Below are 16,495 nucleotides of genomic sequence, written 5' to 3' on the forward strand. Positions count from 1 at the left end.
GGGTGAGGGGTTGCACCCCACATTTATCTTGCTATACTTAGATTAGTAGATGCACCCTGATGATCGAGAGAGTCACACCAACGGCTCTCTTATTTTTTTTGAGATGTCTTAAGAGTTCTTTACATATTTGAAGTGATAGGTTTGAAGCGGTGCGTACCCTTCATCCCAATCATTAAGCCGATGCACACTATTAAGTTTTGTAACATTTTGCTTGCTTAGAGGGGTGAGGGGTTGCACCCAACATTTATCTTGCTATACTTAGATCAGTAGATGCACCCTGATGATCAAGAGAGTCACACCAACGGCTCTCTATTTTTTTTTGAGATTGCTGAAAAATTCTAATGGTGTTTGAAGTCAAGGGTTTCAAGTCAACTGGTGGTTGCTTTGGGAGTGCGTACGCTTGATCAGAATCATTAAGCCGATGCGCACTATTAAGTTTTGTAACATTTTGCTTGCTTAGAAGGGTGAGGGGTTGCACCCCACATTTATCTTGCTATACTTAGATTAGTAGATGCACCCTGATGATCGAGAGAGTCACACCAACGGCTCTCTTATTTTTTTTGAGATGTCTTAAGAGTTCTTTACATATTTGAAGTGATAGGTTTGAAGCGGTGCGTACCCTTCATCCCAATCATTAAGCCGATGCACACTATTAAGTTTTGTAACATTTTGCTTGCTTAGAGGGGTGAGGGGTTGCACCCAACATTTATCTTGCTATACTTAGATCAGTAGATGCACCCTGATGATCAAGAGAGTCAAACGAACGGCTCTCTATTTTTTTTGGCTATACTGTATTTGCTACCGTGCTTAGTGCTGGGTTCAAGTCGAGGAATCGAACCACAGACCAATTACTTAACACAACTTGTCATGGAAGATCAGCAAATCTATCAGTCTGTTGTTAATTCTCTTAGGTCTGCTATCGGTCTGCTTGATTTGGAGCAAGACTCACCCTTGCGAAAGGATGTAATTGCCCTGTGCGACTATCTAGAAAATCCCACATTTCGGATTGCTGTCTTTGGTCCGTTTAATTATGGCAAATCCACCTTGCTCAATGCTTTGCTAGGAAAGCGCACTCTGCCCATTGGTCTAATTCCCACTACAGGGGCTGCAATTCATATCCGATATGGAGAACAATTGCATACTCGAATTACCCTGACTGATGGCACAGAAATTAGTGAAAATAGCACAGAGGTCTTGAAGCGCTATGCTATCTTAGATGAGCAACGGTGTATGCGCTCTGATGTCGCTTCGGTAGACGTTTACTGTCCCCATCCCTTCCTAAAAACTGGTGTAGAATTTCTGGATTTACCAGGAACAAATGACCGGGAAGCTCAGGATAAATTAGTGCGCGACCAACTGCTAACGGCAGATTTAGTAGTTCAAGTACTGGATGGTCGCCAGCTGATGACTTTGGGTGAGCGGGAAAACCTGAGAGATTGGTTAATAGATAGAGGAATCAAGACTGTTGTTTTTGTAGTCAATTTCCTGAATTTATTGGAACCTAATCAGCAAAAAGAAGTCCAGACTAGGCTACGGTTTGTAGCTGAAAGTTTTCGCTCGGAATTACCGAATACCCTTAGTAACTTGTATCGAGTTGATGCCCTACCTGCTTTGAGAGCTAGACTAAAAGGATTATCTGATCAAGCACATACGACGGGATTGGCGATGTTTGAATCAGCACTACAAAGTATGGTAGCTGCTCAACGGGAAAAGACAACGGTTCGCCTGGATCGTGTGGATGCGATCGCAACTCAAGTTAAAGCAGCACTACAGTCTAAAATCCAAGTCATCAACTCAGAATTAGAAACTGCCAAAGAGAAGCATCAGGCTAAACTTGAACTGCAACAAAAAGCTCAGAAATTGATTAAACAAGGATTCCAAGCCACTGTTTCTGACTTCGAGAGTTGGCTCTATTTGCCCAAACTGTTAGAACGCTATCAATCAACACTTGCGACAGCACTTCAGCAAGGGGAATTTAGCAGTTGGCAAGCACAATTCCAACAAGACATGGATGGATATCAACAAGCAATCCAGGAATGGGTTGATAAAGCTTGTGAGTTTTTTGAGCATCAGTATCCTGGTAAGCTAATCATTTCTGTTCCCGATACTCCCCAAGTTATTATACCTGAGCCTGCCGACTCTTCCGAGGAGTTAAAGAAAGTTATCCCAATTGCTCTTGCTACTGGAATCCGTTTGGCTTTAAAAGGTAAAGTGGGCGCAGCCATGGCTGGAGGGGCTAGCTATATCCTCAGTAAAGGGGCAAAGAAAGATAAATCAAATTCATCTGCTGACTCTTATGACCATCAAGTAGCCCAAGCCTTAAGTAATGCAGCTCAGGATTATCTGACTTGTTTCAGTAAAGAAGCTTTCTCGATGGTGCGTCAGTATCAAACCAAGGCAGAGAAAGTGATCAGTTTGCCAAGAAATCAAGAACCACAGGATGTCAGCAGCAAAGTTTATCAGCTGCAGTTATTAAATAGTGTTTTAGAAAGATTGAATTAAGAATGGTGAATTAAGAATTTAGAATTCTGTCAGCCTTTGGCTGATCGCTGAATGCTGAATGCTGAATGCTGATAGCTAATATCTTAATACTTTCAATCACAAGAAGAATACTCAAGGGGCACAAAGGCTAACCCAGACTCCTGGTTGGGACAAGGCACCACATGGACTAAGATTTGTGAGGGATTCTTACGATTACCGTTAGACGGTTCAAACTCAATTTTTCCGGTTACCCCCTCGGCAATAAAATCAGGACTTCTTAAGGTTTTCTGCATACCAATGCGTGTCGGATTGTTCTGTTTTTCGATAGCCGTAATCAACCCACGAGTTGCATCATAGGCTAAAGCAGACCAGGCAGTTAAGGAATTAAAAGATTTTCCCCATAAGGTTTGAGCATCTTGATTAACTTGTGGGTTAGCACTGTTTAGGTGATGCCAGGAAACAGACACCACAAGGTTCTCGAATAGATCGGGCTGTTTAAGTGCTAGTGTTTTTGACCTGGCGATTCCCGAGGAACCCACCATCACATTACGACCATTGTTTTCCTTGATCATATCGATAGCATTAGTGACAGCATTGGTGACTTGACCATCAGGATTTAAAACAATAGCTGTGTCCTGGGTTTTCCCAATTTCCTCTATTGCTTGCTTAGGGTTAAAGTTGGGCTTAGATATATCATAGTGTTCGATATCGACAAGTTCTCCTCCTTGGTTAGTAAACTGCTGTTTAAATTCTTGCCAGAACGAGTGAGTGAATGGACTGCGAGGATTATAAAAAACTGCCGCTTTTTGGTAACCAATGTCAACCAAATAATCAACCAAATATTGGGCTGAAATTTTAGCGGTAGGTACCGTCCGAAAGAAAAATTTTCTAGGGTGCTCTGTTAATTCTTCCGTTGTGGATCCAGAGGAGATTAACACTAGCTTATTACTATTATAAATATCCACCGTTTCCATAGTCATATCACTAGCATAGTGACCAACTACCCCTAGGATATCCCGTTCCTTGACTATTGCTTTTGCCCTTTGGATCGCTTCTGAGGGGATATTGGCATCATCAGCAATAATAACTTTGAGACCCTTACCCTTGATTGATTTACCGTTTAAAACATCCTTTCCTGGTAACTTTTCAATAAAGTTGTTAGGGAGTTTGTCATTATCCTGAAAAAGGTCTAAGTTAACTTCTGTTTGAGCGTGAGCGATTCCTCGAAGAATTTTTTGAGCTAGCTCCGGATTCTTGACAGAGCCATCCTTGTTCCTAACGATGGGCACCGCCACCGCAATGGTATAGTAATCGGATTTAGTAGCCTCTAAGAGGGCATTATTCAGATAAATTAACGTTTCTGGGTTTTTGTCTTCCTCTTGCCAGGATTTTAAGAATAAATCACCAGCTTTTTTATAGTTAGATTTTGTCCACCAACACCTCTCCCATCGTTGCCAAGTTTTTTGACTAAAAATAGATAAATTATCTCTCAATGGAGTCTGACATTCTGCCACAAATTTAACACCCCGTTGCTTGAAACGTCGAGCAGAGGTTGTATCCAGTATCTCTTCCCCAGAACTAATCTTGTCTCCTAGCTTGTTAGGTTCTGTGCCAATTTTGTAAATTCCGTAAATGCTAACGATCGCAACAGTCCCTAAGGCTAATTTAATCAAAAGTTTAACTAATGATCCTGACACTGGCCAACGCCAAGGTTGTGCTTTAGGATGCTGATAAATCACTGGTAACCAAGTAGCGTATGGTAATTTTCTATCTAATCGATTCTCTAGATAATGCAGTCTTTTTTGTGCTACTTTAACTGCCTTCTGGAGAGACTTTCCTTGAGAAAATTCTTCCAGAAAAAACCTGAGGAAAGTCTGGGCAACTTCATCGGGCACTGGCTCTTTCATAATAATCGCTTGTGGCATTTGTAATTTAGCTAGAGCATTGGCTAAACCTAAACCATCACAGCTATTAAATATAGCTAGCTTCAAGCCGTTTTTAATGGCTTGCTTGAGAGCTGGGATTAACTCATTAATGAGAATACTGTCTTCCTGATTTATATAAATTCGACCGGTTTCATCATTACATTCGCTATAACTATGACCAGCAAAAAACAGAATATCCCAACCATCGTTTTCCCAAAGTTTTTGGTCTAACTCCTCTCGTGTCGGTTCTACTAGAAAGCAAGAGGATGAGTCTAAGCTAGAGACTTGCTGCCAATAGTTGCGGTCGGTTTCGATATCAATTCCCTCACTGTTACCAAGAATAGCTAATAGTCTGACCCGATTTCTCAGTTTAGTTTCTGGATGTGGCTGGTATTCCAAGGGAATTAAACTAAATTCAACGGAGTCATGATTATTTTCCCATACATCCCAGAGGTGCCATGGTAATCGTTGAAGCTGAGGATTATCGGTCTGAATCAATACCCGAGTATCACGATGACGGCTTAACTCAGTTGTTAATTGATCTCTGACCTGGTCAAAGCCATCGGATCTAGAATTCAGCCATTGGTTAATATTGTTCCTTAACTCGTCAACCAATTGCTCACAGGATTTAACCGAAGAGATGTACACTCCTTTGGGAGTTAAGCGGGGGTTTCGGTAAAAATACTCTAAATTACGATATCCTTGCTGCCAATCGGTGTATAGTTGATAAATTTCGGGGTTTGGGGCCAACCGACTCATAATTTTTCCTTCAGCTGACTTGTCTGTTGTTCCCCATGTCAAAGTGACTCGAATTCCACTATCTAGGTCACCATCTAGTGTTAAAGTAACTACTCTATTCATTTCTATTGATTGCCGTATTTTGGTAGATTGCCAGATCCAATAAGCTACAGGAGTCTCCTTGACTCTGATTGACTTACGAAAATTTGCATGTTGATGATTAGCGCTGTTACTCCCTCAGGATTTACTAGGAATTTTAATCCTAAGAATTGTGAGTCAAGCAGCGCTTTAAGTTATGGGGGTATGGGATTCAGGCAACTAGCATACTTTATAGTATATAGATTATACCATATTTTTGAAATTATCCAGAAATATTTAAACTATCTTCACATTTATTTGAACAAAATCGCGACGCATTCCCCCACCTGGGCGTAGACCACCCTACGCGAACGCAAAATCAAGAGACCTTTTCATAAAACCTTATTTTTAGGCTGAATAGAAATATATGGGTAGATTCAGGTAACTAGCATTGTACAGGAAAAGACAAACAATGATGAACCTTCAACAAACCCAAATTTATCAACGCCTTCAGGCATTTTCTTTAGATGACCCTGATGCCAAATTTCCCTTTAGCAAGCGACTAGCTCGGGAAAATCGCTGGAGTTTTAACTACACTCAGCGGGTAATTGAAGAATACAAGAAATTTGCATTTCTAGCAGTAGTAGCTGGCCATCCCGTCTCCCCTTCTGACCCAGTAGATCAAGTGTGGCATCTACACTTAACCTATACCCATTCTTACTGGGGGGAATTTTGCCCAAACATTCTACAAACCCCCTTTCATCATCTGCCTAGTGGTGGTGGTGCCAGAGAAAAGTCTAAATTCGACGATTGGTACAGTAAAACCCTAGCCAGCTATCACTATTTCTTTGGGGAAGCACCACCATTAGATATTTGGGCACCTGCTGATATTCATGTTAGTCAGGATATCAATTTTGTGCGGGTAAACCCTCAGCAGCACTGGATTTTACCTAAAGTTAATTGGTTTTGCCCCCCTGCCCCCCAATTTTTCGGTGCGACCCGTGGCGAATTTAATTCGCCAACGGAAAGCGCACCGGGAGGGGTAATGATGTCAAAGTCCCCCAGAATTGGGGGATTTAGGGGGCACTTACCTAAGGTTAGTTTAGAGTCACTCCCCAACTTCAGCCTCAACCAATACGCGATTGTTTTCCTATTGTTCGTCTTGGCAGTAACCATCACAGGTTGTCAGTCATTAGCCTTAGTCAATAGCGCAAATCCACTTAATTTTACAGGACCATTATTTCTCAGGTTCTATCTATTGCTAGTAAGTGCTGCGGTAGTCTTGGCCTACGGTTTACGTTGGTATTTACGACAACCAGCTTCCGCACCCTATGGCAAATCGGTCTCTCTCGATGCCTATGAGACAGGCTATTTAGTTGGTGGTCAACAGCGAGCTGTCGATACAGCCATCGTTAACCTTGTGCAGAGTGGACATTTAAAACCTGTGCCTGAATACCGAGGGCTAGAATTAGTCAATCCTTTGGTTTACAAAAATGATCCCCTTGAGTTTAAGATTGATAATGGTGCTAGAACTGGTAAGACCATCACTCCGATCAGAAGAGCCGCTAGATCCGCTACAAACCAAATACGCGATCGCTTAACCGATCTCAATCTCTTACTTACAAAAGACCAAGCCCAATCAGCCCAGCAATATCCCGCACTGCCTCTGTTTGCTGTCTTGTTCTTAGGAATCAGCAAGATTATAGTAGGCATTTCCCGACATAAGCCAGTCGGTTTCTTGATCATACTGTGCGTCATCACAGCAATCATTGGTTTGTTCTTTCTGGTTGTACCAGTCAACCGTAGTCGTTATGGCGATACTGTATTAGCAAACCTAAAAGTTAAGCATCGGATGCTGCAAAATGCTCAAAACAATTCTCAACTAGCCCTGGCATTTGCTCTATTTGGTAGTACAGTTTTGAGCCAATATGGTCTAGAAGACTTGCTAAAGGTATTTAATCCTCCCAGCCATTCTGGTAATAGCGGTGGCTTCGGTGGCGGTGGCTTCGGTGGCGGTGGCAGTAGCTGCGGTGGCGGTGGCAGTAGCTGCGGTGGCGGTGATAGTGGCTGCGGTGGCGGTGGCAGTAGCTGCGGTGGCGGTGATAGTGGCTGCGGTGGCGGCTGTGGTGGCTGCGGTGGCGGCGACTAAAGAGTGATAGCGGTTCCCGCGACTGTGAGGTACATCTTGATCAGCCCTACTAGGGGAAAGCCATTTCTTGTGTACCTCATCCAACCACAGAACCGCTCTATTTGATCGTTATCCTTGTCTTCCTTATGGTGCCAAAGCATTGCTTGAGAGTGACTTTGATGATTGCTTTTGGCTCACCGTTGTTCATCACAGGAGGTCTCTTAGCAAAATATTTAATGATGCCATACCTCAAGGCCAAGCTAGGGCACTAGCTGAATTTTACGCATCAAAAACACCACCTACAGCTCAAGCAGAATCTAAGGAAGCAGTACCCGAAACGCCCAAGCCAGAAGCAAATCAGCCCCCTGTAGAGCCGAGCGCATTATCTGAAGCATCACAGATAGAAGCAGCACCCGAAATGACCCAACCACCAGAAGAGATTCAACCGCCAAAAGAGTCGAGCCAGCAACAGCAATGGGTGGACAGTCTAGCGCCAGACCTAGCTCAACTTTTGACAGACGTGCGATCGCGTAGCGTGACCTACGGTCAATCGCCCTTATTTTGCTTGATACGGCAGAGATGAATGGTGCAGATTGATTTTCAGATCACCGTTTTCATCGCGAACATAACCAAAAGAGTATTCTACCTTGATCTCGCTACCGTCTGTTTTGGTGAAAAAATACTCACCCATCGACATGGCTGTATCGCAGTTGGTAATAATTCCTTCATTCTCAAAGCGCACTTTATTATAGGGCGCAAGAGCAAAACCTTTATCTTCGCTGATGCTGCCGCCGACAAAATAAGACAAAGCCTCTTTCTCCGTGCCTCTGAACGGATCATCGCTGGCCAGTGTTGGTTTGAACAAAACCGTACCAAGATCATAAGCATAAAGCCTGTCAAGAGTACTTTGTGCTTCTGCTTGTGGGCTTTCTGCCTTGCCAATGGCGACAATGGCTTTGCCCCAGCTTTCCTGTGCAGCTAGAACATCGTTTTTTGTGACAGGATTTTCGCATGGCGCAGCCTGTGCCCTTGGCGTACCACCAACGTTCGTGCAACCAGTCATTGTGGTTACTGTGGATAGGATTAAAAGTCCAGAGAAATATGGTTTCATGGTGATCTTTTTCTTTTACTTTTATAAGACTAGGCGTAAATCTCAGTACAGGACAAAAGTTGCCAACAGAGCAGCGTGGGCGTAGCGCAATCGGTGCTTTTGAATAAAAAAAGCTGTTCGCGCAGCGTGAGCTTTAGCTCACCGCTGTTCCCTTAGCTTGGTCTACGGCCAACGGCTGACGGCACATCAAGTAGCCTGAGCCAAAAGCTCACGGCACCTCAAGCAGCGTGCGCGTAGCGCATATGCTGAGGTTACAGAGTTCGATATCAAGCTGCTGAATCCAGATTAAGCTGTTTAAGCGATCTCAACTCTGTAGCAATACCACAAATACTGTACCACTATTCCTCTCACATAATCCCAAATAATTGGGGTAAGTCGCTGATTTGAAATCTCCTCGACTTGAAACGTTGAGGATTTTGGGCTGATGGTGTGCAACCCTTGGCTAATCGCTGTTAGTTTACGACATTTTAGCACAGCAACGTATGTATTTTACATTACATTTACAAATATTTACATTTAGGCTAAAATTGATATAATAAAACAGCAATATCTATCTGGAAATCAAAAGCTGTTCAGGATTCAGCCAAAACTGTTACGTGATCATAACCTCTGGGAATTCTATTAGAAAGTCCTAGACAGGTTGATCTGACGTTACTTAATCCGGAACCAACAGCTCAACTGTTGAAGTCAAGCATATTCCTCCAACGGATCTATTTAGCGAGGGGTTCAGACTCGCTTTATTGAAATTGTTACGGATGTCCCTAAAGATTATACCTTATGAATATTACCATTATTGGTTGCGGTTATGTTGGCACAGCTCTAGCAAATTTCTGGCATCACCAGCAGGGTCACCAGGTTACAGCTACCACTACTACCCAAGAACGGGTAGCAAAGCTGAAGGAAGTCGCTTCACAGGTGGTGGTGATGAAAGGGGATGATACCCAAGGGATGCAGTCGGCACTTATTGATCAAGACACTATCGTCCTGAGTATTGCCCCAATCAGTAATAGGCAAGTTGATGCCAACTTCTACGAAGCCACCTACATCCCCACCGCTAGCAATTTGGTAGCAGCTTTAGCAGATAATCCCAATGTGAAGCAGGTAATTTACCTAAGTAGTTGCGCCGTCTACGGTAACCAAGAGGGGGCATGGGTAGATGAAAATTCTCCCATCGTTCCAGCCAACGAACATGGTCGCGTTTTGTCTTTGACGGAACATATTTTATTAGGTGCAAGCAGTGAAAATTGCAACGTCTGTATCCTGCGCCTTGGGGGGATTTATGGTCCCGGTCGTGAGTTAAGCAAGCGGTTTGAGCGACTGGCAGGCACGACGCTTCCTGGCAGTGGCGATAACTTTATCAATTGGATTCACCGAGACGACATTGTTCAGGCCGTGGAGTTTGCCCGACGAAACCGCTGCCAAGGTATCTACAACCTAGTTAACGACCTCAAACTCACGACGCGGGAGCTGACTGATCAAATATGCGATCGCTACAATCTCCCCAAAGTGTTATGGGATTCCTCACAACCTAACTTCCGAACCAATAACGCCCGTGTCCATAATCGGAAGTTGAAAGTTGCTGGTTATGAGTTGATTCATGCCGAAACCTTGATTTAAGCCCGCTGAACCAGAGAGGGCCAAAGCAGTTTCTACGACACCAGGAACATAGTCAAATTCGACAATTTTACCGATGGTGCGAAAACGTCCCAGGTCTTTCGGGTCAAAATCCAACATGCTGACTTTGTGACCGAAAACCCCTGTCTTTTCATCGACGACAATATCGCTGCCCTCTGTGGTTTCGGTAATGGAATTCATCCATCGTTCCAATTCTTGTTCATTAGACTTCGCGGCAGAAGTCGGGAACAGGGAACAGGGAACAGGGAACAGTGGACAAGAATTGACGTAAACACTATCATAAAAATACTTTGGCAAGAGGTCTATTGATTTGAACCCCCAATCGGTTCGCGGATTCAATGACGCGGTTCCGTGCATCTGCGGTTTGACCTGGTGTTGTACTCATGTGGGATATCCTGAATATATATAATTGATGATCAAGGATCACAAAGGTTAAAAAAACCTAAAAATTTGTGGCCTTGCTAAAGAGCTTGGGCCTTGATTTTACTAGGCTCGCAATGCAAGACAATAAGTTAAAAGCAGTGTCAAAGGCTAAATTCTTGGCTGCTTTTTCAGGAAGAGTATCTAGAAAGATATCATATTTATGAATGGTTGCAAGTAAGAGATCAAATTTATTTACAATCTCTGTACCAATGCAAATAGGATGGGAATATTTCTAACCCAGTTGCACAGCCCATCTGGTAAGAGTCGCCCATCTGGTACTAGTAAACCTTTGGGACAAATCTAATCATCAAACCCAATGGAAAGTGCATTGTCAACAATCAAGCGAAGCGATGCAGTCGGCTAAAGGCGATTGCCACGGGGCTTTCAAGGTGCCGACACAGGTTTGGCACCCAAACCCAAAACCATGAGCGACTGCATCAAGACAAGGCAGGGTTTATGGAGAACTCTCCCTGCTTATCCAACAAGATGCGTTTCCCCTACGATAGGCGGCTAGAGTAATTATCAACTCTTGAGCTGGTCAATATAAGCCTTAATTGCAGGTAGTGCTGTCATCTTTTCGTAGAAGAAATTGTTGACAATATTCATTACCTCTGCTTGGGCTGCGTCTACTTGGGGACCAAGGGGAACCCCCTCCTCCTGACGGCTGATGCAGCGGGATAGACGCAGCAGATGGCGCACGATCTCCAATTCCTCTTCCCCTTCCAAGACCTTGATCACTGACATAATCAGTTCATCAGTCTGATCAAGAATGCTGTCGATATCAAAGACGGTGCTTTTTTCCGTGGCTTCTTGAACCGTTTTTACCAGGGCGTGGACTTGATAAAGTAATGCCGCCGGTTCGTCAAAAAGTTCCCGCAGGAAGGCAGCTTCCTCATACTGCCCATTCAGCCGGAATATATTATACAAACGTTTGGCAGCTTTGCCATAGTTGAGATGATCTTCCTTAACATATTTTTTAACTTGGTCTTGCAACGCCGTCACGTAATCATCCATGACATCGCTGGAAACCTGCTTCACCAGTTTGTTAAAGATGGGAGCAGATTCGGCATCCAGGTAAACCTCTTGAAAATAAGCGTCTAGATAGCCGTCTAAGGGAGTGATTGTACCATCGGGAGCTTCCCAGGTCACATCCAACATGTTGCTAGCGTTGGCCAATTGACCGCGCACTGGATCAGAAATTACCCAGTCCAGCTTACACCAACCGGGATCGTCGGCTACAGAATCCCAGGTGATGATGACAGGATTTCCTTCAGAGTCCCTCGCTTCTATCTTTCCAGCCACAACTTCGTCAGAAGACCACGCGATCGGTGAGCCTTTGCTACAGGGGCGTTCGTTGCAGATAACGTCTTGGGGATAGCTACCAAATTTCAGTTCAATGAATTCAAAATTGTCACCCGACAGGCTGTTGATTGCTTTCTCACGCATAATTCGAGCTAGAATCTGGCAAGCTTCAGCCTTGGTGGGGGCAATAATATTCACCCGCTCGAAGTAGTCACAGTCTCCAGGGTGAGTTTGAACCTTGGATTGAGCGGCTGAACCAGAGAGGGCCAAAGCAGTTTCTACCAGACCAGGAACATCGTCAAATTCCACAATTTTACCGATAGTGCGAAAACGCTCCAGGTCTTTCGGGTCAAAATCCAACATGCTGACTTTGTGACCGAAAACCCCTGTCTTTTCATCGACGACAATATCGCTGCCCTCTGTGGTTTGGGTAATGGAATTCATCCATCGTTCCAATTCTTGTTCATTGAGTTGAACTCCCAATCGCTTGGCGGATTCAATGACGCGGTTCCGTGCATCTGCGGTTTGATCTGGTGTTGTACTCATATCGGATATCCTGAATATATATAATTGATGATCAATGATCAGAAAGGTTAAAAAAACCTAAAACTTTGTAGTCTTGCCAAAGAGCTTGGGTGTTGATTTCACTAGGCTCGCAATGCAAGAGAATCAGTTAAAAGCAGTGTCAAATGATAAATTTTTTTTTGCTGCTTTTTCAGAGAGTATCTAAAAAAGTATCATGTATCTGAATGGTTGCAGGGAAGATACCAAATTTCTTTACAATGTTTTTAGCAATGCAGATAGGATGGGAATAGTTCTCAAAGTTGCAGCCCATCTGTTACGAGTAAACCCTTGGGAGAAATCTAATCATCGAACACAATCGATGCCATGTCAACAATAGCAAAGGGAACAGGGAACAGGGAACAGGGAACAGGGAACAGGGAGCAGGGAGTAGGGAACAGGGAACAAACATTCTCTAAATTGATTTAGCTTTGCTAAAGCAAGATTATCGTAATGCTCTGTAGTTGACATCCTCCCACCACTAAATCGAAGATTATAGCGGTGGGAGGATGTCAATTGAGTATAAGATTTTCTCATAATCCCGTTACCAGGATAAAAAAATGGCAGGTATTGACTCAAGTGAGAGCAGCAAGCATTCCTTCGAACAGAAACCACTCAAGTCCTAGGAATGCTGTCAAAAAAAACTCTCGGCCTTACAATACCATGAAAACCAGAATTGCAACACTTCTGGCTAAACTATAGGTAGCAGATAATTTACTTATACTATAATTTTGTTTGGAGTAAATCATAACAATAATCAGCTAATTCGTTAGTTCTTTCATTGATTTGCTCCTCTCCCCATGTTTGATAGTTATTGGCTACAAACTCTCGGGTTATATAAAACTCGGATTCCTGATAAATTTTGATCTTTTCTTGAAACGATTTATTACCAGCTTTTTGATTTAAATTCTTGCCTAAAGGAAGTAGGTTTCCTATCTTTCCAAGACAATCATCTTTCCCAGAGGATTGTGGCAATATATGCTCAAGGGTAAGATCCTCTGGTTGAAATTCTTTGGTTTCACTTTTTGAAACTTCAATCAAAACAAAAATATAATTGATAAGTTTTTGATTGTTAGGATATTTTAATTTTTCAAATTTTTCTTGAAAAATATTTTTATTAGGGATTCTTTTTTTAAGTTGATTCTTAAAATTCATAATTATATCTGTTAGATTTTTTTGAGACTTAGCTTGAAAAATATCTCTAGCAGCTTTTGAATAACTTGCCTCAATTCCTGAAGGTCGCATAGAGCAAACTGCCGTAAAAGTAAAATGAAATGTTTCAATAAATTTGAAAATATTTTTCAACTCACTGAACTTAATTATTTTGGCTTCTTTAGCTCTAAATAAACTTAAAATAAAAGGACGATTTTGGCTGACATTAAAAATTTTTAGAGCATTTAATGATCTATAAATATCTTTATCGTGTTGATGTTTCCAATCATCCAAATTAGGAGATGCTATTTTTATATATTTTTCAGCGTCGCTAATCAGATCATCAATAAACTGACTGGCATTTATTTCATTAGTATTCCATTTTTTTCTAAAAGCTTTATATAAGTGTTTAGCACTTACATAGGAATATCTTGAGATCCACCAATGTCTAACAAATGTTTCCAAACTACCAAGCCCCTCTCGTGAAGACATCAAGGATCTTAATTTTTTCCATTTTGTTTTTGCGGTATCATCAGGATGCTGTTTCTTAAGCTCTTTAAAAAGCTTATTCTTAATCAGATCTACAAAACTGAGATTAATACCCCTAGCATTGAGGGTTTCAAATATTGTATAAGCTTGATATTCCTCTTTTACTGTAATGTAAATCACCTTGAGATAAAGCAAAAGTTGATTTCTGATTTCTTTCAAAAGCCTTTCATAGTTGGGATTTTGATCTATTTTAAAATCTTTAAATACTTCGGATAAGTTTTCTCGAGACAGATTCTCGTATAGCTGTTCATAACTTTTTAAAAGTGTTTTTTCTTCTTCTGTATTGGGTTCATTTTTTTCGTTTTCTTTTTCAATATACTGAATTCGGGTTTGAAAAAATGGTTTAGGACTTTCATTTTGAAGTTTAAAATAATCTTCGCCATCACTATCTTTTCCAGCAATAAAATTATTATATATTGCTTCAGCTAAAGTTTTGTTTTCGATGGTCATAAAACGCTCGCATAGTGCAGAAAGAAAAATCGTTAAAGTAGTGAGTCGTTGTTGACCATCAACAATCTTTAATTCTTGTGATTTGTCCTCCCCAACTAAAACAAGAGCACCTATAAAATGTTCTTCATGGTGAAACTCATGATTGTCTATAATCTCAATATTCGAGATTATATCTTCCCACAACTCATTAACTTCGTCTTTTGACCAAGAATATTCTCTCTGAAATCTAGGAACAATATACTTTTTGTTAGCGGCAAAAATATCATTAATTGTTCTAGTATATGCATGAAGTTCCATGTGTTATGATCTGTATATTAACTAAAAAACAACATTAATTAATTTTGTGATAAATCACAGGGATATAGCAGTTATTAATTGGGTGAGTTACACAAGTTCGGGATTTTAGGCAACAGGTAACAAGGAAAAAATTCTGTGTATCTCATAACTATTATAACAGCTATATCTCTAATTGTGATCACAAGATACAACCTTAGTGTTCCCAAAAAATTTTGTTTTAACAACAAGGTGTAAAAAGCGGTTTACCCGATAAACCATCAACCATCAACCATCAAGCTTGCAACTTTTTAATCTGTCCTGCTTGCACTGAAAGAATCTGAGACGAATTCAGCCATTGGGAATCAAAGGCTCCCAAGTGAGTAGTAGTAATCAAAGTCTGAAACCGGTCCTGAATAGCATCCAACAGTAAATTTTGCCGATTCAGGTCTAGTTCAGCTAATACATCATCTAGTAACAACAAAGGTGGCTCTCCCACCACCTCTTCAATCAGCTTCAATTCTGCTAACTTGAGCGCTAATACTAACGTTCGCTGTTGACCCTGAGAACCATAGGACTTTGCAGGGGTCTGATTAATGGTAAACTGTACTTCATCCCGGTGAGGACCGACTAGGGTTCTCCCTTGATGAAATTCAGGAAGGGAGTACTGTTGGATTTTCTCTAAAAAAGCCTGCTTGACTAGATCTGGGTCATCTTTGAACAGACTGACATTAGGGGCATAGGTAATATCCAATACCTCTGTCTTGCCACTAATACTAGCGTGCCATGCTTGGGCTAAAGGAGCTAACCGTTTTAGCATTCTGTCTCGACGGCGGGTGACTCGTGAGCCAGCAGTAGCCAGTTGGGCATCCCACAACCCTAGCTCGGCATTGTACTGGTTGGATACCGATGGATCAACTTCCCCTTCTTGTTGAAGTTTACGGATTTTTTTGAGCAAAGCATTGCGCTGTCGCAATACCTGGTTATATTGCTGCAAAATGTAAGCATAAATTGGTTCGAGCTGAGTCAGAATCGAATCGAGCCAGGCGCGACGCCGTTCTGGTGCTCCTCGCACCAGTTCCAAATCCAGGCTAGAAAACTGTACCGCATTGAGAATACCTAAAAAGTCCAACTGCCGACGTAAGGATTCTTGATTGAGAGCAACAGTACGCCTTCCCTGACTGCGCAAGGTTAATCCTAGTTCTACTGAACCATAGGTTCGTTCTAGAGTAGCCCGAATCTCCGCAATGGGAGTAGTTTCTAAGACCAATTCGCGATCGCGTGCTGACCGATGACTCTTTAGGGTAGAGAGCAACTCTACTGCCTCTAGTAGATTCGATTTCCCCTGAGCATTATTACCCAGTAAAATTGTCTTGGGAGCATCGAAGTTAACCAGGCAATCCCTGTAGTTACGAAACTGTCGCAGGTGTAGGCTCTTAAGGTACATCCAATGAAGGTTACAGGTTGGGGGTTAGTAGGTTGGGGGTTAGCAGGTTGAAGGTTAGCAGGTTGAAGGTTAATCGGTTGAAGGTTAATCGGTTGAAGGTTAAGAGGTTGAAGGTTAAGAGGTTTAAGGTTAAGAGGTTGAAGGTTAAGAGGTTGAAGGTTAAGAGGTTTAAGGTTAAGAGGTTAAAGGTTAAGAGGTTAAAGGTTAAGAGGTTGTTTGCCCAAGGCATCCCTTGTAGGGTT

General features: G+C 42.2%; 12 protein-coding genes. 4 read left to right on the forward strand and 8 right to left on the reverse strand.

Annotated features, from left to right (window positions below; translation table 11 throughout):
• Nucleotides 1–867 precede the first annotated feature (867 nt).
• On the forward strand, nt 868–2,502 hold the full coding sequence (locus F6K51_RS14540) for a dynamin family protein (RefSeq protein ID WP_293021285.1): 1,635 nt from the start codon (nt 868–870) through the stop codon (nt 2,500–2,502).
• Between the two features lie 92 nt (nt 2,503–2,594).
• Here F6K51_RS14540 and F6K51_RS14545 read toward each other — a convergent pair whose 3' ends face one another.
• A complete protein-coding gene (locus F6K51_RS14545; protein ID WP_293021286.1) occupies nt 2,595–5,267 on the reverse strand; it encodes an ABC transporter substrate-binding protein in 2,673 nt (890 codons plus the stop codon).
• A 427-nt stretch (nt 5,268–5,694) separates the two neighbouring features.
• Between F6K51_RS14545 and F6K51_RS14550 the strand changes: the two genes are divergently transcribed.
• Complete coding sequence (locus F6K51_RS14550; protein ID WP_293021287.1) at nt 5,695–7,371, forward strand: TIGR04222 domain-containing membrane protein; 1,677 nt, start codon at nt 5,695–5,697, stop codon at nt 7,369–7,371.
• 67 nt (nt 7,372–7,438) lie between these two features.
• Nucleotides 7,439–7,933, forward strand: coding sequence for a hypothetical protein (locus tag F6K51_RS14555; RefSeq protein WP_293021288.1), 495 nt, complete (start codon nt 7,439–7,441; stop codon nt 7,931–7,933).
• On the opposite strand, the gene F6K51_RS14560 is transcribed toward F6K51_RS14555, so the two are convergent.
• Nucleotides 7,907–8,461, reverse strand: a complete 555-nt coding sequence (locus F6K51_RS14560) for a hypothetical protein (RefSeq protein WP_293021289.1) — start codon at nt 8,459–8,461, stop codon at nt 7,907–7,909. The two genes, F6K51_RS14555 and F6K51_RS14560, sit on opposite strands and share 27 nt — an antisense overlap.
• Before the next feature lie 777 nt (nt 8,462–9,238).
• Here F6K51_RS14560 and F6K51_RS14565 point away from each other — a divergent pair.
• Complete coding sequence (locus F6K51_RS14565) at nt 9,239–10,078, forward strand: SDR family oxidoreductase (RefSeq protein ID WP_293021290.1); 840 nt, start codon at nt 9,239–9,241, stop codon at nt 10,076–10,078.
• Here the strand turns inward: F6K51_RS14565 and F6K51_RS14570 are convergent.
• The 6 genes from F6K51_RS14570 to F6K51_RS14595 all read right to left on the reverse strand — a co-directional run bounded on the left by F6K51_RS14570 (nt 9,983) and on the right by F6K51_RS14595 (nt 16,482).
• A complete protein-coding gene (locus F6K51_RS14570; RefSeq protein WP_293021291.1) occupies nt 9,983–10,393 on the reverse strand; it encodes a hypothetical protein in 411 nt (136 codons plus the stop codon). The genes F6K51_RS14565 and F6K51_RS14570 overlap by 96 nt on opposite strands.
• Before the next feature lie 648 nt (nt 10,394–11,041).
• Nucleotides 11,042–12,367, reverse strand: coding sequence for a hypothetical protein (locus F6K51_RS14575; protein WP_293021292.1), 1,326 nt, complete (start codon nt 12,365–12,367; stop codon nt 11,042–11,044).
• A gap of 345 nt (nt 12,368–12,712) precedes the next feature.
• Nucleotides 12,713–12,853 carry a hypothetical protein gene (locus F6K51_RS14580; RefSeq protein ID WP_293021293.1) on the reverse strand — a complete coding sequence of 47 codons (141 nt, stop codon included), beginning with the start codon at nt 12,851–12,853 and terminating at the stop codon, nt 12,713–12,715.
• Between the two features lie 252 nt (nt 12,854–13,105).
• The gene (locus F6K51_RS14585; protein WP_293021294.1) at nt 13,106–14,830 is read right to left on the reverse strand and encodes a DUF262 domain-containing HNH endonuclease family protein; all 1,725 of its coding nucleotides are present in this window, start codon (nt 14,828–14,830) and stop codon (nt 13,106–13,108) included.
• A gap of 271 nt (nt 14,831–15,101) precedes the next feature.
• A complete protein-coding gene (recF, locus tag F6K51_RS14590) occupies nt 15,102–16,253 on the reverse strand; it encodes a DNA replication/repair protein RecF (protein WP_293021295.1) in 1,152 nt (383 codons plus the stop codon).
• Nucleotides 16,254–16,263: 10 nt separating this feature from the next.
• On the reverse strand, nt 16,264–16,482 hold the full coding sequence (locus F6K51_RS14595) for a hypothetical protein (protein WP_293021296.1): 219 nt from the start codon (nt 16,480–16,482) through the stop codon (nt 16,264–16,266).
• Nucleotides 16,483–16,495 lie beyond the last annotated feature (13 nt).

Origin of the sequence: Moorena sp. SIO3I8 (assembly GCF_010692325.1) — a bacterium.
Classification (GTDB): Bacteria; Cyanobacteriota; Cyanobacteriia; order Cyanobacteriales; family Coleofasciculaceae; genus Moorena.